The sequence below is a fragment of the Beijerinckia sp. 28-YEA-48 genome (assembly GCF_900104955.1).
In the GTDB taxonomy this organism is placed as follows: Bacteria; Pseudomonadota; Alphaproteobacteria; order Rhizobiales; family Beijerinckiaceae; genus Terripilifer.
The window spans coordinates 1,194,109-1,219,019 of record NZ_FNSI01000001.1 but is presented as its reverse complement, the minus strand read 5'-3'; the positions used below and the strand labels follow the sequence as shown (position 1 = coordinate 1,219,019).

Sequence of the window (24,911 nt, the reverse complement as noted above, 5' to 3'; positions counted from 1 at the left end):
GGAAATCCAGCGCCTAGGTATCGCCCGTCGCCGCCCTAAGGCCGCGACCCTGGATGCGCCGCACCGGCCAGCCAGGACTCACATGGAGGCACCATGGAACGGCGTCAGTTCCTCCAAATTGCAGCGGCCGGAGCAACGGCGACCGTCATCGGCATCGCCCCGTCGCTCCCGGCCACCATTCATCCACGCCAACAGGAGTTTGCAATGATCGACCAAGCCCATCCCTATGCCCCGCTCACGTCCGAAAACGCCGCGCTCATCCTCGTTGACCATCAGATCGGCCTGATGACCGGCGTGCGCGATTATTCGACGGGCGAGCTGAAGCACAATGTCGTCGCGCTGGCGAAGGCCGCCAAGGCGCTCAATCTGCCGATCGTGGCGACGACAACGGCGCGTGACAGCATGTGGGGACCGACCTTCCCCGAGCTCGTCGAAGCCTTGCCGGGCATCCGCATTATCGACCGCTCGTCGGTGAACGCCTTCGATGATCCCTCCGTCGCACGCGCCATCGAGGCGACCGGCCGCAAGAAGCTGATCTTCGCCGGCATCTCCCTTGAAGTCTGCGCCGCATTTCCCGCGATCACGGCGATCGGCAAAGGCCATGACGCTTACGTCGCGGTCGACGCATCCGGCACATTCAGCGAGACGAAGCGCCAGGCCGGTCTCCTGCGCATGCAGCAAGCCGGCGTCATCCTCTCGGACTACGCAACGCTGATGGTCGAAATCCTGAAGGACAACGGGCGGCCAGAGGCCGGCGCCGTCTACGAGGCTCTCGACATGCCGTGGGCGAAGCTCGTCGGGCAGATCGCCCAGGCGCGCAAGTGAAAGCGCGCATTTCCCCGTTGGCGCAAACAACATTCGAAGGATAAGGCGCATATGAAAACGATGTTCAAACTAATAGCAGGAGCAGCAATAGCCATCGCCACAACTTCCGCATCGGTCTCCGCGCAGACCAAAGGAACGGACAAGGCGATCGTCCTCGTTCACGGCGGGTTCGTCGATGGCTCGGGCTGGGCGGGCGTCTATCAGATCCTGAAGAAGGACGGGTACGATGTCACCATCGTCCAGAATTCGACGCTCTCGCTGAAGGCCGATGTCGAGGCCACCAAGGCTGCGGTCAAGGCTCAAACCAAGCCGGTCATCCTCGTCGGCCATTCCTACGGCGGCGCGGTGATCACCGAATCCGGGACCGATCCGAAGGTTGCCGGACTGGTGTATATCGCCGCCTTCGCGCCCGATCAGGGCGAGTCCGTCGCGAAACTCACCTCCAATCCGGCTCCAGGTGCGCCGGTTCCGCCGATCGTTCCACCGGTCGGTGGCTTCCTGTTCCTCGATAAGGCCAAATTCGCGGGCTCGTTCGCAGCCGACGTAAAGCCCGAACTGGCTGCCTTCATGGCCGATTCCCAGGTTCCCTGGGGCCTCGATTCCCTGAACGGCACGATCACTGTCCCGGCCTGGAGAGCCAAGCCCAGCTGGTATCTCGTCGCGACCGACGATCAAATGATCCCTGTCGACGTGCAACGGATGATGGCCAAGCGCGCCGGCGCGAAGACCACCGATCACGCCGGTAGCCACGCGATCTATGTCTCGCAACCGGCAGCGGTCGCCAAGCTCATCGAAGCGGCTGCCTCAGAAGTCAAATAGTAGCCGAAACTGCATCTGCGTCGGCACTCGCACTGCCGGGTTCAAAGAACCGGGCTATCGAGGGCCGACGCAGAAGCACTGTGCCCCGCGGGCCCACTAGATGCTGGATACTGGCAGTACGATCTGGCTGGCAGGATCAGGCAAGCATTCGAGCAGAGGCGCAGACGGATCAGGCGCCCAGGTGCGAGCGGAAGAAATCGCCCAGCTTTGCCGAAGCCGGCGTGACATATTTGGGCTTGTCATAAAGATCGACATGCGTCGCCCCGTCGATCCAGAACAGCTCCTTGGGTCCCCCAGCCTTCCTGAAGGCGTCTTCGGCGACCCATTTGGTGACAGCCTCGGTCCCCACGATCATGAGCAGCGGGCGCGGCGCGATCATGCCAACGAACCGGACGGGATCAAACGTGGCGAGGCGATCCAGGCTGTTCAGCGTAAAAGTCTTCGCCGACCGAGGATGCTGCGCGCGGTCGGTGCAATAATATTCCCAGCCTTCGAAGAGGTGCCGGCCGCCGGCGCGCGCTTCCGCTTCATTGGCCGGAAAGAGCGGCAGCGTGCCGATGCCCTCGCCGCGCGCTTCCGCCGTACGGGCCGCCGACACCATGCCGAGGATATGCTGGAGGACGGCTGGATCCTGCTTGCCGTCGGCGCCGACGCGGAACTGTGCGCCGACATCGAAACCGCTAACGGACGCGACAGCCTTAATGCGGTGATCCGTGGCGGCGGCCGGGATCGCATAACCGAACGCAGCGCAGACGCCGAGCACACCGATGCGATCGGGATCGATCCCCTGCTGGACACTGAGGAACGACACCGCGTTCCTAAACTCCTCGATGCGGCGCGCCGGGTCCTCGACGCCGCGTGGCTGACCCTCGCTCTCGCCCTGGGTGGCTGTGTCGAAGGCAAGGGTGATGAAGCCCTGCTCCGCGAGGCGACGGGCATAAAGGCCAGCGGTCTGCTCTTTCACGCTGGAGGCGGGATGGCCAACAATAATAGCTGGGCGCGGCGCGCTGGCGTTGCCTTCGGGCATATGGAGGATGCCCGCGAGCTTGAGGCCCGCGCTGTCGAATGTAACTGGCTGTTGCTTCATGTGCATGATCCTTGTCTGCCGCGCTGCTGCGGCGGATTGCGCCGACGCGCGAAATGGGACGGTGGCAACGGCGGTGATGGCGGCCTGAAGAAAGGTTCGACGCTTCACCATGACCTCCGCTTTGTCTCTGTGTTCGCCGCGCCATCACGGGCGTTGCGAAGACAGGCTTTGGACTACAGGAAATCGCCCGGCGGACGGTAAATCGAAGCTGCCGTTGGCTTGCACGATCGGCCCAAAATAAATACGATCGCCTACTGAAAGCGGAGCGGCGGAAGCGGACTGAAAGGAACGCGGAATGGATATGCGTGCCTACTTGCTGGAAGAGTTGCGCACGCTGATCGCCCGTCACGCCGCACCAGGTGAAAGCCGCACGACGCTGCCCAACATCGTGCTGTCGGCATCGACACTGCCGACCGAGCCCACCGCCCACATGGCCGACCCCGCTTTTGCAATCATCGCGCAAGGCGCCAAGCGCGTGGTCTTGGGCGATCAGGTGCTCGTGTATGCGGCGGGCCAGTATCTCGTCTATTCGGTTACCCTGCCCTTGAGCGCCCACGTCATCGAAGCCAGCGAAGAGGGTCCGCTTCTCGGCCTCGGGCTGACTTTAAGACCAGAGGCGATCGCCGCGCTGCTGCTGGAGACCGGCGCCGCTCCAAGGAACAAAGTCGAGCAACGCGGCATCGCCGTCAGCGATGTCACCGCCGACTTGCTCGATCCCGTCGTTCGCCTGCTGCGGCTGTTGGACCGGCCACAGGACATTCCGGTCTTGGCCCAGGCCATTGAACGCGAGATCCTATGGCGGCTGATCAACGACCAACAAGGCGCCATGGTGCGGCAACTCGGGCTCGCCGACAGCCGCATGACCCAGATCGGCCGGGCAATCGCCTGGATTAGAAGCCACTATACCGAGACCATCCGGATCGAGGACTTGGCCGCCGTGGCGGGGATGAGCGCCACCTCGCTCCACCGCCACTTCCGAGCCGTGACATCACTCAGTCCGCTTCAATTTCAAAAGCAGATCCGTCTGGATACGGCCAGGACGCGGCTGCTCTCGTCATCCCAGGATGTCGCCTACATCGGCCTGACTGTTGGATATGACAGCCCCTCGCAGTTCAGCCGCGAATATCGCCGTCTCTTCGGCCATCCGCCCGGAAGGGATGGGGCAAGCCTGCGAAAATCCAAGGTCGGCGCCACTTAAGCCCTTGGCTTTCGAAGAGGCGACCGGCTTCGAAGGCAAGCCCTGTCCCGCCCTTTCGCTCAAAACACCCCCTGCGGCTGCAGGCCCAATTGCTGCGTGCCGTAAAGGGCCGATAGCGCGTCCCAATCGAGGCTGGCGTGCTGGGCCGCCACCGTGGCATCGCGCCAGAAGCGCTGAACGCGGTTCTTCTCATCGGCCGCCGACGCGCCGGACTTGGTGAAAATGTCACTCGCCACTTCGGCGGCGGTGCGGGCCGCAAAGCCGTGGTTGCGCCGGATGCGGACGCGCTGCTCGATCTCGAGCGTCCCGCCGTGATGGACCAGCTCTTGGCCCTCTGTGAGGCTAGTCACCATCAGGGTGCGCGCGGCGTCGAGGCGCGCGGCGCAGCGGCCGATCAGGCTCTGGGTCATCGGCTGGTCCGCGACCTTCTCGAACACGCCAGGCCTCATCATGCGCTTTGCCTCCCGCGTATTCTCAGTGAAGGCATCGAGGGCGCCTTGCGCCATGCCGACGATGGGCGCGACCAGAGCGGTCGGACCGAAGGTCGGATAGCCAAAGCGCGCCTGAGCGTTGTCCGGCACGTCGAGCCCCGGCACTTGGCCGGAAAAAACCACGCTCAGCGGCAGCACGCGGTGCTGCGGGACAAAGACCGGCTCGGTGATATGCACGGTCTTCGATCCGGTGCCGCGCAGTCCACTGACATTCCAACTGTCGTGATCGACGGTGACGTCGCCGATCGGGACGAGGCACCAGGCGATGGCCGGCGGTCCATCCTTGCCGGGGATCAACGCGGCCAGGATGAGCCAGGCGGCGCTGTCGACGCTGCTGGCCCAGGGCCAACTGCCTGAGATCTTGATGCCGCCGTCAACCACCTCGACTTTCGGCGAGGGCGTGTAGGAGACCGCGAGCAGGTTGTCGGTGTTATCCCAGACCTCCTGTTGCGCTTCGAGCGGAAAGAAGGCGGTCATCCAGCCAAAGCACACCGCGAGCGTGCCGCACCAGCCGGTACTGCCGCAGGCGCGGCCCAGCTCGAAGCCGATCTGCGCCAGCTCGGCGGGACCATATTCGTAGCCGCCGAAGCGCCGGGGCTGCATCGTGCGAAACACATTTGCGTCGCGCAGCGCCTCCATGGTCTCCACCGAAACGCGCTTGGCTTTCTCCGTGCTCAGCGCCCGCGCGTCGATCTCCGGTGCGAGCTTTCGAATTCTGGCGATGATGTCGGAAAAGTCAGGCCGCGCCGCCAGCGGGTGAACGGCTAGGACGCGTGTCGCTTCCTGTTGCATGTTTGCTCCCTCCCAAAAGCGTAACGTTCGTTACGGTACGTATTCTGCGCATCTTTGGAAATTTTTACAATGGAGATTATGCGCGGGAGGTTTTCGCGTCGCAGAGCGCGGGCGCAGGCAACCGCCACAGTCGCAACGACCAGTGGCCGCAGCGCTGCAACGATCGATTTTTCAGGAAGATATAAGCGGCAAGACAGGCCGCGCTTGAGGCAGCCGCAACACTGCGATCAGGCGCTTTTCGACCGTGACGCTTTCGCTTTGGCCGACGCAGCCCGTGTTCCAGCTTCCGTCGCGCAGCCCCCGATAAACACCGAAACCGCAAGCTCGACAGTCTCATTGATCCGCTTTGCCCGGTCCTTCTGACTGGAGGCGGAGGTGAGCCAGCTGAGGAGCTGTTCGCCGATCAGCATGTCATGAAACAAGACGGCCAGCCGACGCGGGTCCTTGTCGGCGCGGATATTCCCCTTCGCCTGATGCTGCGCGATCCACTCGGCAAAGATGCGATACATCGTCTCCGGGCCGGTCTGATAGAACAGCCGGCCGACCTCTGGAAAGGCCCGCCCTATCGACGTGACCAGCCGATGAAAGGCCATGATTTGCGGGGTCAACACGATCGCGACGAAGGAGCGTGCCAGGCGCGTCGCCTGCTCCTCGAGCGTCCCCTCGGGGCTGGTATCGACGTGAATGGTGACATCCGAACAGAGTTGGCGAACGACGGCTTCGAACAACTGCGCCTTGTTGCCAAAATTCGAATAGATGGTTTCTTTTGAACCGCCGACGACCGCAATGATTTCGTTGATGGAGACGCTGTCATAGCCGCGCTCCAAAAACAGCTTTGCAGCGGAGCGCACGATTTTCTCGCGTTTGATCTCGGTCCGTGTGCGCGTGTCGGCAGCGCGTCGGGTGTCAGACGCCGCAGGCCGCGTCGTTGATTTCTTACGTGAATCCATACCCAAGCTATGCCAGCTAATCGCTTTTGAAGCCAGCCCCAAACTTTTGGCTAGCCACTGGGTGGCTTTTTCCGTAACGTTCGTTACGGTACATATTTTCGCCGGCCGGCTGAGGAAGCGCATACGTCTAGGAACGCGCTCTCGCCTGCCCGCGCCGTATTGCACCGATGATAATCCAGGGAGGCACCCTATGATCGAAGTGTCGAAACGTATTCCGGTCAACGCGCCTGGCCACCCCACCCTGACGCGCGGCGACGTGTGGCAGGGCCTTGTCTTGAAGGCCAACAATGCCCTGCCCTTCGTGCCGGCGATGACCCATTGCAAGGTTCTCAACCGTGAAGGCGAAAATGTCTTCGTGCGCGAGATCGAGTTTCGCGGCGAGCGCTGCCGCGAGCGGATCACGATGACGCCGCAACAGCAGGTGGAATTCGTGCGGCTCGACGGCTCGGTGCTGGGCACCATTCTCAACCTCATCGAAGATGACGATGATGGCCTCGGCCTGCGCTTCAGCTTCAAGTTGCAGCTTGCGGGCGTTGCCGACGGCAGCCCGGAAGAAATCGCCTACGGTAAAATTGTCGAGCAGGATTATTTGAAGGCCGTGGACGCGACGCTCGCGGCGATCCGCAAAGCCAAGACCGCCCGCGACACGCTGATCAAGCGCTATTACGACGCGGTCGACGCGATGGACCTCGAAGCCTTCAAGTCCATGCACAGCGAGAGCGCGCGGATGACCTTCGCGAATTTCCCGGCGGCCGTTGGCGCCGATCAGATCGCCGGCGCCATCGGCCAGTTCTGGTCGACCATCGGCGGCCTCAAACACAAATTCATCAACCGCTGGGACCACCCGGATGAATCGATCCTTGAGGCGGCCGTGACCTACACCCGCCAGGACGGCCAGACCCTGACGCTACCCAGCGTCGCCATCCTAAAACCGGACGGCGACAAGGTTGGCGAGCTGCGGGTATTCATGGACGTGGCGCCGATTTATGCGGAGCGGGAGAGTCGGAAGGTCGCGGTGTAATAAGCCTGCACGCACGGCGGGGATTTGATCGGTCTTGCCTCTTCGGACATCGCTTGTGCTCCCCGCATAACAGCAGGCCGCTGCGGCTTGCGCAATCGCGCTTCCGGGTTTCAAGCCCGGACATCCCTTTCTGAGGGAAGGCATTATCATCAAAGAGGGAGCGCAGCCGCTCATGCATGACTTAATTTTGATCGCGATGTTGCGGTCAAGCTGCCCCCAAGATCACAGAACTAGCCCCCTTGGCGCGTCTTTTGCCGGGTATGGACGTGGGCAGCCGAAAATATCAGACAGGTTGAGCGGGCGCAGCGCGCGCGTTTGATAAGCAACGGCGACGGCTCCAGGCACGCCTGGGCGAGAAATCCTTAATCGGACCGAGGGGACCAAGCCCAAAGGAAAGGATGTGGAGAATAGATTGGAGTAGAGCCCCGACGTTGTGATCAGCTCGATGGCATGTGACTGTTAGCAATCGTGGGATCGCGCGCCAATCGGCAGACGAGCCCGAGGGGAGCGATATGCCGAGAATCCGTAAAGTAGAGATCGCAAATTTCCGCAGTGTCAAAGAGATGTCGTGGCAGCCTTCTAGTGGTATTAATTGCCTGATTGGTCCCGGTGATAGCGGCAAATCAACCATCCTCGATGCGATTGACCTCTGTCTAGGCGCACGTCGAACCATTCAATTAACTGACGCTGATTTTCATAACCTCGACGTTGACGTGCCAATCGTCATTACGTTGACGATTGGTGACCTGGACGACACGCTAAAGAATATCGAGACGTATGGCCTCTTCTTGCGCGGTTTCGACCCAAGCAGCGGGAATGTCGAGGACGAGCCGGAAAAGGACCTTGAGACCGTTCTCACGTTAACACTGACTGTAATGAGCGACCTCGAACCGGCTTGGACTCTCGTTTCCGATCGGGCCAAAACGCAGAATGCGATCCGTAATTTAGCCTGGAATGACCGTATTCGCCTCGCCCCCACGCGTATCGGCGTATTAACAGATTTTAATCTCAGTTGGCGCCGAGGTTCAGTACTAAACCGCCTGACCGACGAGAAAGCAGATGCATCAGCAGCATTAGCAAAAGCCGCGCGCGATGCGCGAAGTGCCTTTGGGGACGATGCCGAAAAGCAATTAGGGGAAACGCTGCGCATTGTAGGTGAAGCAGCAACAGAACTAGGGATTAATGTTGGAGACAAGGTTCGAGCACTACTTGATACCCATTCTGCTACGTTTGGGGGAGGCACCATTTCTCTTCACGATGAAGACGGCGTGCCACTGCGAGGTTTGGGCGTCGGCTCTACCCGCCTCTTAATTGCGGGCCTTCAACGCAAAGCAGCGGCACAGGCAGCGATTCTGTTAGTTGATGAGCTTGAGCATGGATTAGAGCCGCATCGAATAATTCGGTTTCTGGGCTCACTGGGAGCCAAGGATAAAACGCCACCGCTCCAGGTCTTCATGACCACGCATTCACCAGTTGCGTTGCGTGAACTCGCTGGCAGCCAACTAATCGTAGTGCGGAAGATCAACGAAAAGCACGTGGCGATGAACGTTGGCACAGATAATGACGTACAGAGCACCATTCGACTCTACCCGGACGCATTCTTAGCAAAGTCCGTTTTAGTTTGCGAAGGAGCAAGCGAGGTTGGGCTAGTTAGAGGAGTCGACCAATATCGAGCGGCGAGCGGTGGCGCGTCTATATCTGCATACGGCGTTGCATTGGTCGATTGTGGTGGGGGGGAAGCCGATAGACCCTTCAAGCGAGCATCGGCCTTTCGTCAGCTTGGATACCGTGTCGGGGTGCTTCGGGACAGTGATACGCATCCATCGCATGGGGTAGAAAGTAGCTTCACCGACCAAGAAGGCACAGTGTTTTCATGGCGTAACGGCCGTACGTTGGAAGATGAGCTATTTCAAAGCTTGCCAATAGCGGCCATCGGCAAGTTACTCAATTTCGCGATCGAACTTCACGGCGATGAGCTGATCAATCAGCACATAAAATCTGCGACACAGAACTTAAAAGACCTCGAATCCATTCGTGCCGAGCTGGCCGATGGGACAATAAGTGCAGACACGCTAGCCGCGCTCGGCAGGGCCTCGCGTGCGAAAAAAGCCGGCTGGTTTAAGTCTATCTCGTGGATGGAAGAGGTTGCGCGTAAGATTGTGGCTCCAGAGTTTCCGAATACGGACCCGGGCTTAAGTGATGTCGTCGACCGGGTGTTCACGTGGACGCAAAATGCCTGACAGAACAATTGATCTTCTCGAAATTGAGTGCGGCACAGTCGCGGCACCTGCCGGATGTGGTAAGACGCACCTAATAGCAGAAACACTAAAGCGCCACAGCGGACCAAAACCCATACTTGTACTGACGCATACGAATGCGGGTGTTGCCGCTTTGCGAGAACGGCTCAACAAGGCTGATGTCTCATCTCGCGCTTACAGGCTATCCACTATCGATGGCTGGGCCATGCGCCTGATCGGGATGTTCCCAAAACGAAGTGCTAGCGATCCAACTATCCTGAAACTAGGAAACCCTCAAACGGACTATCCGACTATTCGTAACGCGGCCTGGAAATTGCTCCAGGCCGGACATATCCAGGAGTTACTAAAGGCAAGCTATGCGCGACTGATCGTCGATGAATACCAAGACTGCTCCATACCACAACATGCAATCATCTATTGTGCTGCACCGGCGCTTCCAACTTGCCTGCTCGGCGACCCCATGCAGGCGATCTTCGGCTGGCAAGGCAACACATTAGCCGATTGGAACGAGCACGTTTGCAAGCACTTTCCACTTGTTGGCGAACTCGATGTCCCATGGCGGTGGCGAAACGCCGGAAAAGAAGATTTTGGACAGTGGCTATTGGACGCACGTCGCAAATTGCAAAATGGCCAGCCCATCAATCTCTTGACAGCTCCTGAAGAGATCACTTGGGTCGATTTAGACGGAACGGAAGATCGCGTTCGACAATTAAAGGCAGCACAAACGAAAGCACCGACTCAGAATGGTGGAGTGCTGATCATCGGCAACAGCCGTAGCCCGCCGAGCCAACAGCTCTATGCAAGCCAGATCCCTGGAGCCGTCACCGTTGAGGCGGTCGATCTACGAGATCTGGTACAGTTTGCCCGCACTTTGGATTTTCGGGCCGAAGATGCGCTTCAGAGTGTGATAAACTTTGCCGCGTCTGTGATGACGGGCGTGGGCGCAACCGATTTATTGCGCCGGGTCGATATCCTTGAGCGCGGAGCGGAACGCAGGGCGGCATCAGATGTAGAACGGGCAGCAATGGCCTTTAACATCGAACGCTCGCCACGAGCGACAGTCAATCTGCTGGTAGAAATCGGCCAGGAAGGTGGCGTGCGCGCGCATCGTCCCGCGGTACTGCGCGCATGTATCAAAGCTCTGCAAGGATGCAATGGCGCAGAAGGAAACACGTTTCACGATACCGCCGTTCGCTCACGTGAACAAAATCGCCTATTGGGGCGACCGCTACCAAAACGAGCGGTCGGCAGCACTTTGCTACTCAAGGGATTAGAGGCGGATGTGTCCGTTATTCTCGACGCAAACGATCTTGATGCCCGAAATCTCTACGTCGCGATGACGCGTGGCTCTCATCGATTAATTATCTGCTCCCACGGGTCGACATTGCGTCGTTGAAGACCATGTGGGGTTTAGCGAGATGTTTCGCCCAGTGATTCTCGTTGCACGACACCCCTCACTCCCACTCAATCGTCCCCGGCGGCTTGCTCGTCACGTCACCGACCACCCGATTAATTCCCCGCACTTCATTGATGATGCGCGTTGCGGTCCGGCCCAGCACGTTCATGTCGAAGGGGAAGACATCCGCCGCCATCCCATCCACCGACGTCAACGCGAGCAACGCACTCACCTGATGATACGTGCGCACATCCCCAATCAAGCCCGTAGCGCGCACCGACAGCAGCACGGCAAAGGCCTGCCAGACGATGTCGTATCTCGCGCGTCGCCACCCAGCCGATGAAGCCCGTGTCGAAGGGATACGAAGTCGCGGTCATAGTTTCTCGATATACGCCTCGATTTCCTCGATGTCGGCGGCGAAGGGATAGGGCTGGTCACCAAAAACGATCTTGGCGGTCTCCACGTCGCGCAACATATAGCCGCCATGCCGGTCCACCCTGGGATCAGGAGTCTGTGGCTTTAGGATGTGCAGCCCGTGACGCACCGCGATGCGGCGAATACGGCGCTCAAGCGCTGACGTGCTGTCTTTGTAACTCATGATGGAAGGCCTGTTGTCGGGAAACGTCTCGCATTCACTCCCACTCAATCGTCCCCGGCGGCTTCGACGTCACGTCATAAACCACCCGGTTAATCCCCCGCACTTCATTGATGATGCGCGTCGCGGTGCGTCCCAGCACGTTCATGTCGAACGGGAAGAAGTCCGCCGTCATGCCGTCGACTGATGTCACGGCGCGCAGCGCGCAGACATGGTCGTAGGTGCGGCCGTCGCCCATCACGCCCACGGTGCGCACCGGTAGCAGCACGGCGAAGGCTTGCCAGATCTTGTCGTAGAGGCCGGCCTTGCGGATCTCTTCGAGGTAGATCAGATCGGCCTTGCGCAGGATGTCGAGCTTCTCGCGCGAAATAGCGCCGGGGATGCGGATGGCGAGGCCGGGGCCTGGGAAGGGGTGGCGGTCGACGAAGGCCTTGGTGAGGCCGAGCTCGCGGCCGAGCGCGCGCACTTCGTCCTTGAACAGTTCGCGTAGCGGTTCGACCAGCTTCATGTTCATGCGGGCTGGCAGGCCGCCGACATTGTGGTGGCTCTTGATCGTCACCGAGGGGCCGCCGGTGAAGGAGACGCTTTCGATCACATCCGGGTAGAGCGTGCCTTGCGCCAGGAACTGCGGCGCGCCGCGCCCGTCGCTGGCGATCTTCTTGGCCTGTTCCTCGAACACGTCGATGAACAGTTTGCCGATGGTCTTGCGCTTGGTCTCGGGATCGGAAACGCCTTCGAGCGCGCCGATGAACATGTCGCTGGCGTCCACATGGACGAGCGGGATGTTGTAATGGTCGCGGAACAGGGTCACCACCTGGTCGGCCTCGCCGTGGCGCATCAGGCCATGGTCGACGAAGACGCAGGTGAGACGGTCGCCGATGGCTTCATGGATCAGCACGGCGGCCACCGAGCTGTCGACACCGCCCGAGAGCCCGCAGAGCACCCTGCCCTCGCCGACTTGCGCGCGGATCGCCTTCACCGCTTCGCCACGGAAGGCGGCCATGGTCCAGTCGCTCTTCAGGCCGGCGATCTTATGGACGAAGTTGGCGATCAGCTTGGCGCCGTCGGGGGTGTGCACCACTTCCGGGTGGAACATGGTGGTGTAGATGCGGCGCTTCTCGTCGCTGGCGATGGCGAAGGGGGCGTTCTCGCTGACAGCCTTGACGGTGAAACCTTCCGGTAACCGCGTGACGCGATCGCCGTGGCTCATCCACACCGGATAACGGCCGCCGATTTCCCACAAACCGTCGAAGAGCGCGCTGTTTTCCTTGATCTCGATATCGGCCCGGCCGAACTCCGCGGCGTGCCCGCCTTCGACCTCACCGCCGAGCTGCACGGCGGTGGTCTGCTGGCCATAGCAGATGGAGAGGATCGGAATGCCGGCGTCAAACACCGCCTGCGGCGCCCGGGGCGAACCCTCATCGGTTACCGAGCACGGTCCGCCCGAGAGGATAACAGCCTTTGGATTCAGCTCCTTGAAGGCTTTCTCGGCGCTCTGGAACGGCGCCAGCTCGCAATAGACCCCGGCTTCGCGGACGCGGCGGGCGATGAGCTGCGTCACCTGCGAGCCGAAGTCGATGATCAGCACTTTGTCGTGGTGGGCGGTGATGTCCGAGTGGGTGTCGTTTTGGGCGGCGGTCATGGAATTCTGGGTCTCCGGGCAAGGACTTCGATTAAGGCACCCCCCGGAAAGGTGCAACGGCAGGAGTGCCGCAGCCACCATGGTGAACCGGTTTTAACTGGGTTTTGAGCGATTTGCTTGAGCCGCCTGCAACACCCTGCCGGCTAAGCCCTGTGTGCAACCGGGGCTGCAACCGGGAATGAATGCGCCGGAACCGGCAGGGACAGGTTATGCTGAATTATCGAATCGCGCAGTTTGGGACACTCTTTTCGGACGGATCCGACTGGGGCACCGATATGACCCGCGCCGAACGTCGCAAATACCGTGAGCGGATGTTCCGCGAGACGGTTTTAACGCGCCTCTCGCGGATTGGCGCCGATGTCGGCTATTTGCTGCGCCACATCCGCGACCTGCCCCAGACCGCTGATTTCTTCGTCCGCACCGCCGTCCTCGGCCACACCGGCCTGCCGGGCCTGGAAGAGGTGCGCCGCCGGCCTGATGGGCTCGCCGGCGTCATCGACGATCTGTCGCCGGTGGCCATCGCCGGGGGCTACGCGGCCGGCTTCTTTCCGCGCTGGATCTTGGGCCGCGCCACCTGGTGGTCGCCGCAGGAACGGATGATCCGCAAGCCCGTCGCCGACGAGCTGTGGCCAACCAGCGATTATGTCTTCGAGCTCGACCAGGGCTTTGAGCAGGTCTCTGCCGCCTGCGCTGCCGCCGCTACCCTGAATGGCGAAGGCTTCGGCCTCAGCCCGACGGCACTGCAGGTGTTCGCCAATCTGTTCGACCAGGGGTTTGGCCATTGCTTCGCCGTGCGCAACCGGGCCGGCGAACTCCTGGCCGGCGGCTTCGGCGTCGCCTCGGGCCGTGTGTTTGTCAGCGAAAGCCTGTTTGAAAAGCGCAAGGGCGCCCTGGCCTTCGCGCTGGCGGCACTCGAAAACCAGCTCTCGCAGTGGGATTTTCAGCTGCACGACATGCGCAGCAGCCGCGCCGCGGAACTGGGCTTCCGGCCGATGCAGCGCGAAGCCTTCATGCTGCTCAACGTCACCTATCAGAACGGCGGCCGGCCGGGCCGCTGGTGCCCGGTCAGCCTGCAACAGCCGATCACATACGCAGCGTGACGCTGCCGATCATGCTTTCAGCATGACGGCTATATAAAACCCGTCGGTGCCGGCGCTGGCCGGCGATAGCCGCAGGCCAGGCCCATGCGGCGAGGCGAACTGCGCCAAAGCCTCGTTGCCGGCGCCGCGCGCCAGATGCGCTGCTTCCAACGGCAGGAAGCTGGCGTTGCTCTCCAGGAATGACGTGACGCGCTCCTCGTTCTCCTCGCGCAGCACCGAACAGGTGACGTAAACGAGGCGGCCGCCGGTTTTCACGTAAGATGCGGCCTGGCGCAGCACTTCGTCCTGCTGCTTCTGGCGCTGTTGCAGCGCGCCCGGCCGTGTCCGCCATTTGGCGTCGGGGCTGCGCCGCCAGGTGCCGGTGCCAGTGCACGGCGCATCGACGAAGACGAGATCGCAGCGGCCTTCGAGATCGGCGAGATCCATCTTGCCGGCCTTCGGCGCCCGCACCTGCACATTGCGCGCGCCTGAGCGCTCCAGCCGCTCGTAGATCGGCATCAGCCGGCGGCCGTCGTTGTCGGTGGCGAAAATCTGGCCCTTGTTGTCCATCATGGCGGCGAGCGCCAGGGATTTGCCGCCGGCCCCAGCGCACAGATCCAGCACCTGCCAGCCGGGCTTGGCGCCAGCGATGAGGGCCGCGAGCTGCGAAGCTTCGTCCTGCACCTCCACTTGACCTTTGACATAGGCGGGCTCGGCCGCCAGCGCCGGGCCGCGCCCATCGGCGGTGACCGAGATGCGCAGACCCCAGGGCGACAGCGCCGTCGGCTGCGCGCCCAGATGGCTCAGCCCTTCCAGGGCTTTGTCACGACCAAGCTTGAGTGTGTTGGCGCGCAGATCGACCGGCGCGCGTTCCGCCAGCGCCATGCCTTCCGCCACGGCCTTATCGCCGAAGGCGGCGGCGAAGGAGGCCGCCAGCCATTCCGGATAATCGCCCTTCACATGGTCGGGCGCGGCGCTGAGATCGTCGGCCGTCAGCCGCTGGCGTTCGTCGTCGGTCAGCGCGGGCGGCGCATGCGGGCCAGCGCCACAGAGCCCGGCGATGGCGTCCACCTGCATGCCACGCCCACGCTTGAGCGCGCCCAGCATGACCGCGCGCGGGGTCGGCTGGCCCTGGTCTTGCCCCATGATCCAGGCGGCGGAGGCGCGCACCCGCAAAGCGTCATAGACTAGGCTGGCGATGCCCGAACGGTCCTTTGAGCCGGCGAAGCGGTGGCGCAGGCCCCAATCCTTCAGGGCGTCGCCGGCGGGGCGGCGGCGGGTTTCAATGTCTTCGAGAATCTCGATGGCGGCGGCGATGCGGGCTGCGGGTGTCATGCGCCCCTTGTGACGATCCGGGCCGGAAAGTCCAGTTTTCTAAATCGCCCCAAGAATCTGCACGGCGAAGATCACCCACATCACAACCAGCACGAGCACACCGATGAAATAGGCCGAAAAGCGCCACGCCACCGCATTGAACGTGATGTGGACGAAGGCATGCAGATAGCGCGAGATGACGAACACCCAGGACAGCACAACGAACAGAAAGTCCGCCTTGCGCGTGAACATGGCGAAGGCCACCAGCGCCAGAAACAGCACCGGGACTTCGAACTGATTGCGAAACGCGTTCGACACCTGGGTCACATCATCCGGCCAGGCGTTTTCGCGCAGCGCCGCATCCTTACCCACCTGCCGTGTCCGCACCGCCCCGGCGCGCCGCCGCCCCAGTTCGAGCAGCAGAATGAGGATCAGCGCCACATAGACGAACACCGGCAGCAGAATGGCCTGAACTGACATGCGTGAACCTTTGCTGCGGCGAGCCAATCGCCTGGGAGGGTGGAGTCTAGGAGGCTCGTCACCAGCCCTGCAAGTCAAGCCTCAATGTCACGCGTGTGATGCCCGTCCGATGACATATCGCTCGCCGCCGCGACAATGGCGCGTCTCAACCATATGTGCCTGGGCGCGTCTTGCTGGCGCGCGTGCCAGGCAAGGCTCATCGTGAAGCTGCCAAGATCGAGGGGCGGCGGGAGCGACACGAAGCGCCTCATGTTCGCGGCCGCTCGCGCCAGGCTCGATGGCAGCGTCATGATCAGGTCGGAGCGAGCGGCGATCTCGACCGCCGCGAAGAAGTTCGGCACGCGCAGCTTCACCCGTCGCCCCCGCCCCATCCGCGCCAGCACCTCATCGACAGGCGCAGGCCCGACGCCGGTGACGCTCACCACGATATGCTCGAGCGCCAGAAAGCGCTCGAGGGTGAGTTCTTCGGTGAGCGCGGGGTGATGCGCGCGCACGAGCGTCACGAGTTCTTCGTCATAGAGGCGGCGGCGGTGAATGCCGGCCGGCGCTTCATCGATCAGCGCCACCATCGCATCCGCGACACCCTGCTCCAGCGCTTCAACCCCATCGGTGCCTGGCGCGACAATATCGAGATCAAGCGATGGTGCTTCGCGGGCAAGGCGGGCGAGCAAATGCGGCGCGAGCGCGGCGGCCTGGAGATCGGGCATGAGAAGCCGGATTCGACCCGTCGCCGTCGCTGGATCGAACGTGTTCGCTTCCAACATGTCGCCCACGTCTGCCAATATCCTGCGCAGCATCGGGCGCACCTCTTCGGCACGGGAGCTGAGGACGTAGCCGCCCGGCCCATCGACCAGCAGCGCGTCTGAAAACAGCGCGCGCAACCGCCCCAGGGCACGGCTCGCGGCCGGCTGGCTCATACCGAGCCGCTGGGCAGCCCTTGTGACGCTCTTTTCGTCCAGCAGTGCCTCAAGCGCCACCAGCAGGTTGAGGTCGATCCGTCGAAAATCCACTTCGCGCATACTAACTATATATGACATGCATTGGACGCATGAAAGTCCCGCCCCTATCCGTTCCTCCGTCGAGAGAACGGACGGAGTGGCGATCATGCATGTCATCTTTGGAGCAAATGGACGGGCCAGCGGCGAGGCAGCGCGCGCCCTCATCGAACGCGGCGAGGCCGTGCGTGTCATTCTGCGTCGAAAGGAACAGGGTAGAAAGTGGGTAGCCCTCGGCGCCGAAGTGGCCGTCGCAACCATGGAGGACGCTGACGCGATGGCCGATGCGCTGAAGGGCGCGTCGGGAGCGTTCCTGATCAATCCGCCGCCGGTGAGCGGTGATCCCTATGCGCGCACGGACGAACTCGGCGCGGCACTGGCCGATGCAGTTCGGCGGGCGCGTCTGCCCAAGGCTGTTGTCCTGTCGTCGATCGGCGCGCAGCATATCGCCGGCACGGGCGTCATCGCCACCCTCAACCGGTTCGAGGCGCTGCTTGACGGCGTGGCGCCGGCGACCGCCTTCCTGCGGTCGGGCTATTTTGTCGAGACCTGGAGCGAGGTGGCGGAAGCCGTCATGTCGGAAAGCGTGCTGCCGACCTTTCTCGAACCCTCACAAAAAATCCCGATGGTGAGCACGATCGATGTCGGGCGCGCAGCGGCAACCGTGCTGTGCGAGGAATGGACCGGCAAGCGGATCGTGGAGTTGGCCGGCCCCGAAGACTGGAGCGCCAGCGATGTGGCGTTGGCCTTGGCGCAAGCTCTCGGCCGCCCGGTGGCGCCGGTGCTGGTGCTGCCGGAGCGCCGCGCCGCGCTGCTGGTCGAGGCAGGCGTGCCCGGCGAGGTCGCGAGCGCGCTTGTCGGCATGTATGAGGGCATCGCCAACGGCCTGTTCATCCGCCAGAACGACAGCGAGCACCGGCGCGGCACGATTTCTCTGACGACAGCGATAGAGCGCCTTGTCGCAACGCTTGAACCAGCCGGCAGCTGATCGCCCGCACAGCCGTTCCCCAAGGCCCAAAGCCCTACTGAAAAGGCAACGGCCAGAACCGTCGACGACCTGGCCGGTCGTCGCCGATTGCCTCTCCGCCTTCACCGCAGAGGAATGTCGGCACACCCTCGAGGCCCTAGATACGCCCCGAAGTAAGGCCCTTTCGCCTAGCCACCACCCATCGGATAGTTCGGGCTCTCGCGCACGATCGAGACGTCATGCACATGGCTCTCGCGCAGGCCGGCGCTGGAGATGCGCACGAAGCGGGCGCGCTTCTGGAATTCGGTGATGTCTGGCGCGCCGACATAACCCATCGCCGCTCTGAGACCACCGGCGAGCTGATGCACCACCGCGCCAACCGGCCCCTTATACGGCACCTGCCCCTCGATGCCTTCCGGCACCAGTTTCAGCGTGTCCTTGATGTCCTGCTGGAAGTAGCGATCGGCCGAGCCGCGCGCCATAGCGCCGACAGAGCCCATGCCGCGATAGGCCTTGAACGAGCGGCCCTGGAAGAGAAACACTTCGCCGGGGCTCTCATCCGTGCCCGCCAGCAGCGAACCGATCATCACGCATTCGGCGCCGGCCGCGATCGCCTTGGCCAGATCGCCGGAGAATTTGATGCCGCCGTCGCCGATCACCGGAATGTTTTGCTTACGCGCCTCTTCGGCGGAATCGAGAATGGCGGTGAGCTGCGGCACGCCAACGCCAGCAACGATACGTGTCGTGCAGATCGAGCCCGGGCCGATGCCGACCTTGATCGCATCGGCGCCCGCGTCGATCAAAGCCTTGGTGCCATCAGCCGTCGCCACATTGCCGGCGATGACCGCGACCTTGTTGGAGATGCGCTTGATGCGCGTCACCTGGTCGAGCACGTTCTGCGAATGGCCATGGGCGGTGTCGACGACAACGCAGTCGACGCCGGCTTCGATCAGCAACAGCGCCCGCTCAAAACCCTTGTCGCCGATGGTCGAGGCAGCGGCAACGCGCAGACGGCCCTGCTCGTCCTTGCAGGCGTTGGGATGCAGCGTCGCCTTCTCGATGTCCTTGACGGTCATCAGGCCGACGCAACGGCCGTCGTCATCGACCACGATCAGCTTTTCGATACGATGATGATGCAACAGGCGGCGCGCTTCGTCTTGCGTCACGCCTTCGCGCACCGTGACGACTTTCTTGGTCATCAGTTCGGAGACCGGCTGCGCCGGCTCGGCGGCGAAGCGCACATCGCGATGGGTGAGAATGCCCACCAGCTTCGACGGCTTGCCCGGATTGCCGCGCTCGACCACCGGAATGCCGGAGATCGCATGCGCCTTCATCAGCTCAAGCGCGTCGGCCAATGTCTGATCGGGATAGATGGTGATCGGGTTGATCACCGTGCCGCTCTCGTAGCGCTTGACCCGCCGGACCTCTTCCGCCTGCACTTCCGGATCGAGATTACGATGGATGACGCCAATGCCGCCGGCCTGGGCCATGGCGATGGCGAGGCGTGCTTCCGTCACCGTATCCATGGCGGAGGAAATGATCGGCAGGTTGAGGCTGATCGAGCGCGTAAGGCGGGTGCGAAGGTCAACGCCAGAGGGCATGACTTCGGAATGGCCGGGCTTCAGCAAAACGTCGTCGAACGTCAGTGCGGTTTCGAAGGTCGGACGTTCAATTGCGGCCATTGCCAAACTCCTGGATGTGTTTCGGATGCGAAACGGGTACGAGCTCGCGAGGCGACTCGTTTCCGCTTGGTCATAGGGAACAGGGTTGGCAGCGGCTCTTAGCATGCATACGACGATGCGCAACTAAATATTGCGAATTTTGCCCCTGAGACCACAACTAGCAGACCTGACCAGCGCGAATAGCTCGGATCGACAAACGGCCCGGTTGCGCGATATGCCTGGGGAAATGGCGATTAAAGCCAAACGGGAGGCAGGATGCGGCACGAAATTTCGCGATTCGACAGGATTCCACACAGCGCGCCGTCCGAGGGCGCTCCCGCCCACACCACAGGACACACCGCCGCTCACCCCTCCACGCGGCGCTGGACCGAGCAACGCTGGCTCCTCGACAACATCATCCAGGCCAATGGCATCGATTGGGACCAGCCGCGCTCGATCTATCTGTCGGCGCCCTGCGGCTCGGAGGCCAATGCGGATTTTTCCGCCGCGCGCCTGCGTATCCGCAAATATGCCGATGCCGCGCCCGCCTTCGAGGCCTTGGCCAAGCGTCGGCAGGCCCGCGCCGAAACGGCTGCGGCGGCGGGCGAGACCGTCACCGCCCGCGACAATCATTTCATCGCAGCGGTCCACTGGGGCGCGGCGCAATGGCCGATCGACGCGGCCGACGCCACCAATCAGCGCTACAACGCTGCCAAGCGCGCCAACTACCGCGCCTATGCGGAGATCGCCGACCATCAGGTCGAGGAAGTCTGGATTCCGCTCGGCGGCAAAAAGCTGCCGGCCTGGCTGCACCTGCCCTATGGCTATGCCGGCGGGCGCGTGCCGGTGGTCATTGCCGTGCCAGGCATGGACAGCTTTAAGGAATGCAGCGTCTCTCTCTACGGCGATCGCTGGCTCAATCGCGGCATCGCCGTTCTCGCCATCGACGGCCCCGGCCAATACGAATGCCCCCTGCTCGGCATCTACGTCACGCCGGAAGCCTGGGCCGCCACCGGCACGGCCTGCGTCGACTGGCTGCTGACGCGGCCTGAGATCGACGGCGATAGGATCGGCCTGTCGGGCACCAGTTTCGGCACGTTCTTCTCGACGCTGGCTGGCGCCAACGAGCCGCGCATCAAAGCCATCGCGCTCAACGCGCCCTGTCTCGAACCCGGCTGCCACACGATTTTCGAAGAGGCGTCGCCGACGTTCAAAATGCGCTTCATGTTCATGGCCAATTATACCGACGAAGCGGCCTTCGACCGTTTCGCGAAAAACCTGTCCTGGCGCGGCCACGCCGAGAAGATCAAGGCGCCCCTGCTCTGCCTCACCGGTGAATCCGACGAGCTGAGCCCGCTGCATTTCGTCGAAGAGATGATGAGTAAGATCCAAGGCCCGCGCCAGCTCGTGATCTACCAGGATTCCCGTCACGCCATCGGCACCGTGCCAGCGGCGACGCTCGGCCCCTTCGCGCCGACGCTCATCGCCGACTGGATGCAGGCCCGCCTCGCCGGCACCCCCATGACGACAAGTGAACGCTGGTATGTCGATGCAACCGGCAAAATCGATAGGACATATCTGTCCTAACCTTGTAACCACGCGCCAACACGGATGGACGCCACAGGAAACGCTTGATGAAACCGACAAAACAATTGCGGACCTTGATCGAGGCGCCGGCGATCTGCGCCATGCCTGGCATCTACGATGCTTTGTCCGCACGGATCGCCGAACAGGCCGGACACAAGGCCGCCTTCCTCGGCGGCTTCGCCGCCACCGGCGCGACCTTGGCGGAGCCCGACTCCTCGCAATTGTCATTGACCGAAATGGCCGATCACACCGCCCGCATCTGCGATGCGGTGTCCATTCCCGTCCTGGCCGATGCCGACACGGGCTTTGGCAATGTCACCAACGTGCGCCGCACCGTAAAGCTGTTCGAGCGCGCCGGCGCCGGCGGCATCCTGATCGAGGATCAGGTCTTCCCCAAGCGCTGCGGTCACACGCCAGGCAAGGCGATCATTCCGGTCGAGGACATGATCGCCAAGGTGAAAGCCGCCGTTGACGCGCGCGAAGACGGCGACTTCATCATTCTCGCCCGCACCGATGCCATCGCGGTGGAAGGCATCGAAGCGGCGATCGAGCGCGCCAATCTGTTTCGCGAAGCCGGCGCCGATCTGCTCTTCGTCGAAGCGCCGCGCACCTTGGCGCAGATGCGCCGTATCTGCGGCGAGGTCGAAGGCAGGCATCTCGCCAATATGGTCGACTTTGGCATGACGCCAGAACTGACCGCGCGCGAATTGCAGGACGTTGGCTTCAGCGCGGCCATCTGGCCGGTCTCGGCACTCTTGGCTGTCACGCGCACCTTGCAGGAATTCATGCGGGCGCTGGCGGTCGATGGCATCAGCCGCGGCCAGCAGGATCGCATGGTGACCTTCGACGCCTTCACCGATCTGGTCGGATTGCCCGGCCTGCGCACGCGCGAACAATCCGATCTCGACGCGGCGGCAAATATTATAGGCGCCCATAAAAAGCGCTAAACGAAAAAAGGGAGGACAACATGAAGAACGACAAGGACGGTGGCGAAGCCTCATGCAAAACCTCATGCATGGGAGGCTACGCTCATGATTGATGTGCGCCGCCTCGGCCATGCCACCCTGACCACGCCGAACCTCGATCGAGCCATCGAATATTATAACGAGGTCATCGGTCTCAATGTGGTTGCCCGCGACAAGAAGAGTGCGATCCTCGCCACCAAGATGGGCCTCGAAGCCATCGCCCTGGTTGAGGGTGATCACGCGGAACTATCTCGCCTCTCCTTCCAAGTCGCCCCCGGTACCGATCTCAACGACTGCATCAAGGCCCTATCCAAGCACGGTGTGAAGGCTGAGCGGCGCAGCGAGATTTCGCCTGGCGTCAAGGACGCCATCACCTTCAAGGACAACAAGGGCACCCATATCGACGTCTACGCCGAATATGAATTCGCCAAGGACCTGGAGAAGCCCATCGGCATCATGCCCCTCAAGCTGGGGCATGTCGCTTATCGTTGCGAAGACATCAAGCCGGTGATGAAGTTCTATATGGAAATATTGGGCTTCCGGCTGTCGGACATTCGCGGCGATTTCTTTTGTTTCCTACGCTGCAACTCCGACCACCACGCGATCAATTTCGTCAACGACCCGAAGGCGCAGCTGCATCACATCGCCTTCGAACTCCAGGACTGGCCGGAAATCCACCGCGCCTGCGACTACCTGGCCAAGAACAATCTGCTGCTTGTCTGGGGCCCGGGTCGCCACGTCATCGGCCATAACATCGCGGCCTACCATCGCAACCATGATGGCGTGCGCGTCGAGCTCTACACCGAAATGGATCAGATGAAGGACGAAGCGCTCGGCTATTTCGATCCGCGTCCGTGGCATCAGGAAACGCCTCTGCGGCCGAAACAACATGGCCCCGAGACCCTGCGCAACTATTGGGGTTTCGGTTCTGGCTCAACCGCGAACATGCCGGGCTATCCGTAGCACCTGTCCACCAAGTACGTCGCAAGAATGCGACCAGAGGCAAGAGTGCTGCCAGAGGGAGGGACCGATGGCGAAATGGCCTGTGTTGAGCTTGGTATCGCTATGCCTTTTCGCAGCCTCCGCGCAAGCGGCGGAGGAACCGAACTTCGCAGGAAAAACCATTTCCATCTACGCGTCGGGCGGCGGCTATGCACTCTATGCGCGCGTGCTGGCGGCGCATATCGGCAAACGGCTTCCGGGAACGCCGTCCGTCATCATCAGAGAGCTACCGGGCGCCGGCACTCTCATGTCGGCCAATTACATTGCTGAAGCGGCGCGCAAGGACGGCACCGAGATTGGCGCTGTCGGCGGATCGATCGCCACCGTCCAACTCTACAAAGTGCCGAACGTTCGCTTCGATCCGCGCCGCCTGATCTGGCTCGCCAGTCTGGCCAGCGAAGTCGGCGTGGTCGCCGTCACCGCGAAGTCTGGGGTCTCCTCGATTCAAGATGCTTTCTCACGCAAAGTCCTTGTCGGCGGCGGCGGCCCCACGTCGGGAAACATCGTGTTTCCCTCGATCCTGAACGGCCTGCTTGGCACCAGGTTCGAGATCGTCCGCGGCTATAAATCTTCCGAAGACATCGCCCTGGCGATGGAGCGCGGCGAGGTCGAGGGCGTGGCGAGCTGGAATTGGTCGAGCATCAAGGCCTCTCGTCTCAACTGGGTAAAAAGCGGGCAGATCAAGATTCTGTTGCAGCTGGCGCTCACCGGGCACCCGGATCTGGAAGGGATTCGGCTCGTCACCGATCTGGCCAAGACCGACGAGCAGCGCTCAGCGATTCAGCTGGTGTTCTCGTCGCAGGACATCGCCAGGCCCTATATCGCGCCACCCGGTACGCCCGCAAAGATTGTCGATCTTTGGCGCCGCGCCTTCCAGGAGACGATGGCTGATCCAGCCTTCACGGCGGACCTGACGAAGATGAATCTCGATTCCACCGGCGCCATGAGCGGTCCCCAGGTGGACGCGCTGATCGAGAAATTATACGCCACCTCGCCAACGGTCCTGAGCGAGGTCAATGGCTGGATGGAGCAGAAATAGGGCTCGCAGAGCCGGAGCTCCGGCACAGAACCGCGCCGCCATTTCAAAAGCCGTCCGATCCACAAAAGACGCGCGAGATCGCTAAAATCTTAACGACTTCGGCAAGTATGGATTCACCTCCATAGGTAAACACTGCCCCTCAATCGCCGTTGCGTCGTTCTCGCGATTCGGAAGTCCCACCCCCGAAATAGTGGCAGTAATGATAACGAAATCAATGGTTGCGCTTGTCGTCGAAGACGATTCAAGCTTTCGCGAAGTCATGGCTTTCATGCTGCGCCGAATGGGCTTCAAGCGCGTCGCCCTGGCCTCAGATGTGGAGATGGCTTGGGATATCTTAACCAAGTCCCGCGTCGACATCATCGTCAGCGACTGGAACATGGAGCCGGCGATGGGCATCGATCTGCTGCGTTCGGTGCGCGCCGACCAGACGCTCGCTCGCAAGCCCTTCATCATGATGACGGCGAACATGTCGCTCGACTACTGGCAGACGGCGATCAGCGCCGGCGCCAGTGACTTCCTGTGTAAACCGTTCAACTTTAAACAATTGCGCGACACGGTGCTCATCGTCTTGGCCCAGGAGGTCCACCCCAAGCCCGGCCAGGCGATCACCGAGGAGCTGCCCGACCCGCCCCGGCCGCGACCTCTGCAAAAACCGCATTTCTCGCCCTCTTGATACGCGGTTAACGCTTTGGACGTAGGCAGCTGAGCGGTCTAATGTGCCGGCGCATAACAGTGCCGACATCAAGGA

Annotated in this window: 22 protein-coding genes and 1 pseudogene; 13 read left to right on the top strand and 10 right to left on the bottom strand. The window is 62.0% G+C overall.

The window, feature by feature from the left end:
- Positions 1-93 precede the first annotated feature (93 nt).
- Together BLW50_RS05745 and BLW50_RS05740 are read left to right on the top strand one after the other, a co-directional pair.
- A complete protein-coding gene (locus BLW50_RS05745) occupies positions 94-825 on the top strand; it encodes an isochorismatase family protein (protein ID WP_170850005.1) in 732 nt (243 codons plus the stop codon).
- A gap of 51 nt (positions 826-876) precedes the next feature.
- Positions 877-1,644 carry an alpha/beta hydrolase gene (locus tag BLW50_RS05740; RefSeq protein WP_090698754.1) on the top strand — a complete coding sequence of 256 codons (768 nt, stop codon included), beginning with the start codon at positions 877-879 and terminating at the stop codon, positions 1,642-1,644.
- Between the two features lie 169 nt (positions 1,645-1,813).
- Here BLW50_RS05740 and BLW50_RS05735 read toward each other — a convergent pair whose 3' ends face one another.
- Complete coding sequence (locus BLW50_RS05735) at positions 1,814-2,842, bottom strand: alpha/beta hydrolase (RefSeq protein WP_210186043.1); 1,029 nt, start codon at positions 2,840-2,842, stop codon at positions 1,814-1,816.
- A 184-nt stretch (positions 2,843-3,026) separates the two neighbouring features.
- On the opposite strand from BLW50_RS05735, the gene BLW50_RS05730 reads away from it, so the two are divergent.
- Positions 3,027-3,929 (top strand): AraC family transcriptional regulator, encoded by a 903-nt coding sequence (locus BLW50_RS05730; protein ID WP_210186042.1) that lies wholly within the window; start codon positions 3,027-3,029, stop codon positions 3,927-3,929.
- A 59-nt stretch (positions 3,930-3,988) separates the two neighbouring features.
- Here the strand turns inward: BLW50_RS05730 and BLW50_RS05725 are convergent, their stop codons facing one another.
- Together BLW50_RS05725 and BLW50_RS05720 are read right to left on the bottom strand one after the other, a co-directional pair.
- Positions 3,989-5,212 (bottom strand): acyl-CoA dehydrogenase family protein, encoded by a 1,224-nt coding sequence (locus BLW50_RS05725; RefSeq protein WP_090698751.1) that lies wholly within the window; start codon positions 5,210-5,212, stop codon positions 3,989-3,991.
- 227 nt (positions 5,213-5,439) lie between these two features.
- Positions 5,440-6,285: a TetR/AcrR family transcriptional regulator gene (locus BLW50_RS05720; RefSeq protein ID WP_090698747.1), complete on the bottom strand. Its 846-nt coding sequence runs from the start codon at positions 6,283-6,285 to the stop codon at positions 5,440-5,442.
- Between the two features lie 67 nt (positions 6,286-6,352).
- Between BLW50_RS05720 and BLW50_RS05715 the strand changes: the two genes are divergently transcribed.
- The 3 genes from BLW50_RS05715 to BLW50_RS05705 all read left to right on the top strand — a co-directional run bounded on the left by BLW50_RS05715 (position 6,353) and on the right by BLW50_RS05705 (position 10,837).
- Entirely contained in the window at positions 6,353-7,183 is an 831-nt protein-coding gene (locus tag BLW50_RS05715; RefSeq protein WP_090698743.1) for an AtaL-like protein, read from the top strand.
- Between the two features lie 512 nt (positions 7,184-7,695).
- Positions 7,696-9,423, top strand: a complete 1,728-nt coding sequence (locus tag BLW50_RS05710; protein ID WP_090698740.1) for an ATP-dependent nuclease — start codon at positions 7,696-7,698, stop codon at positions 9,421-9,423.
- Complete coding sequence (locus tag BLW50_RS05705; protein WP_090698736.1) at positions 9,416-10,837, top strand: UvrD-helicase domain-containing protein; 1,422 nt, start codon at positions 9,416-9,418, stop codon at positions 10,835-10,837. Before BLW50_RS05710 ends, BLW50_RS05705 begins: the two co-directional genes overlap by 8 nt.
- Before the next feature lie 58 nt (positions 10,838-10,895).
- On the opposite strand, the pseudogene BLW50_RS05700 reads toward BLW50_RS05705, so the two are convergent.
- The 3 genes and pseudogenes from BLW50_RS05700 to guaA all read right to left on the bottom strand — a co-directional run.
- Positions 10,896-11,165 (bottom strand): annotated as a pseudogene (locus tag BLW50_RS05700) (GMP synthase (glutamine-hydrolyzing)); the annotation flags it as partial.
- A gap of 45 nt (positions 11,166-11,210) precedes the next feature.
- Entirely contained in the window at positions 11,211-11,435 is a 225-nt protein-coding gene (locus tag BLW50_RS30245) for a hypothetical protein (RefSeq protein WP_139267485.1), read from the bottom strand.
- Positions 11,436-11,469: 34 nt separating this feature from the next.
- Complete coding sequence (gene guaA / locus BLW50_RS05695; RefSeq protein ID WP_090698729.1) at positions 11,470-13,074, bottom strand: glutamine-hydrolyzing GMP synthase; 1,605 nt, start codon at positions 13,072-13,074, stop codon at positions 11,470-11,472.
- 209 nt (positions 13,075-13,283) lie between these two features.
- Here guaA and BLW50_RS05690 point away from each other — a divergent pair, with 209 nt between their 5' ends.
- Complete coding sequence (locus BLW50_RS05690; protein WP_170850004.1) at positions 13,284-14,174, top strand: GNAT family protein; 891 nt, start codon at positions 13,284-13,286, stop codon at positions 14,172-14,174.
- 9 nt (positions 14,175-14,183) lie between these two features.
- Here BLW50_RS05690 and BLW50_RS05685 read toward each other — a convergent pair whose 3' ends face one another.
- From BLW50_RS05685 to BLW50_RS05675, 3 genes are all read right to left on the bottom strand, one after another.
- Complete coding sequence (locus BLW50_RS05685) at positions 14,184-15,488, bottom strand: RsmB/NOP family class I SAM-dependent RNA methyltransferase (RefSeq protein WP_090698721.1); 1,305 nt, start codon at positions 15,486-15,488, stop codon at positions 14,184-14,186.
- 39 nt (positions 15,489-15,527) lie between these two features.
- Positions 15,528-15,947, bottom strand: a complete 420-nt coding sequence (locus tag BLW50_RS05680) for an MAPEG family protein (RefSeq protein ID WP_090698717.1) — start codon at positions 15,945-15,947, stop codon at positions 15,528-15,530.
- 74 nt (positions 15,948-16,021) lie between these two features.
- Positions 16,022-16,966: a LysR family transcriptional regulator gene (locus BLW50_RS05675; protein WP_170850392.1), complete on the bottom strand. Its 945-nt coding sequence runs from the start codon at positions 16,964-16,966 to the stop codon at positions 16,022-16,024.
- Between the two features lie 85 nt (positions 16,967-17,051).
- Between BLW50_RS05675 and BLW50_RS05670 the strand changes: the two genes are divergently transcribed.
- Entirely contained in the window at positions 17,052-17,930 is an 879-nt protein-coding gene (locus BLW50_RS05670) for an NmrA family NAD(P)-binding protein (RefSeq protein ID WP_090708755.1), read from the top strand.
- 167 nt (positions 17,931-18,097) lie between these two features.
- Here the strand turns inward: BLW50_RS05670 and guaB are convergent, their stop codons facing one another.
- A complete protein-coding gene (gene guaB, locus BLW50_RS05665) occupies positions 18,098-19,591 on the bottom strand; it encodes an IMP dehydrogenase (protein ID WP_090698712.1) in 1,494 nt (497 codons plus the stop codon).
- Between the two features lie 255 nt (positions 19,592-19,846).
- Between guaB and BLW50_RS05660 the strand changes: the two genes are divergently transcribed.
- The 5 genes from BLW50_RS05660 (at position 19,847) to BLW50_RS05640 (ending at position 24,836) form a co-directional block, all read left to right on the top strand.
- Positions 19,847-21,157 (top strand): alpha/beta hydrolase family protein, encoded by a 1,311-nt coding sequence (locus BLW50_RS05660; RefSeq protein ID WP_090698708.1) that lies wholly within the window; start codon positions 19,847-19,849, stop codon positions 21,155-21,157.
- A gap of 47 nt (positions 21,158-21,204) precedes the next feature.
- Positions 21,205-22,104: an isocitrate lyase/PEP mutase family protein gene (locus tag BLW50_RS05655; RefSeq protein ID WP_090698706.1), complete on the top strand. Its 900-nt coding sequence runs from the start codon at positions 21,205-21,207 to the stop codon at positions 22,102-22,104.
- Between the two features lie 84 nt (positions 22,105-22,188).
- Positions 22,189-23,085 (top strand): VOC family protein, encoded by an 897-nt coding sequence (locus tag BLW50_RS05650; protein ID WP_090698703.1) that lies wholly within the window; start codon positions 22,189-22,191, stop codon positions 23,083-23,085.
- Positions 23,086-23,152: 67 nt separating this feature from the next.
- Positions 23,153-24,163: a Bug family tripartite tricarboxylate transporter substrate binding protein gene (locus tag BLW50_RS05645; protein WP_170850003.1), complete on the top strand. Its 1,011-nt coding sequence runs from the start codon at positions 23,153-23,155 to the stop codon at positions 24,161-24,163.
- A 199-nt stretch (positions 24,164-24,362) separates the two neighbouring features.
- Positions 24,363-24,836, top strand: coding sequence for a response regulator (locus BLW50_RS05640; RefSeq protein WP_090698697.1), 474 nt, complete (start codon positions 24,363-24,365; stop codon positions 24,834-24,836).
- Positions 24,837-24,911: the final 75 nt, after the last annotated feature.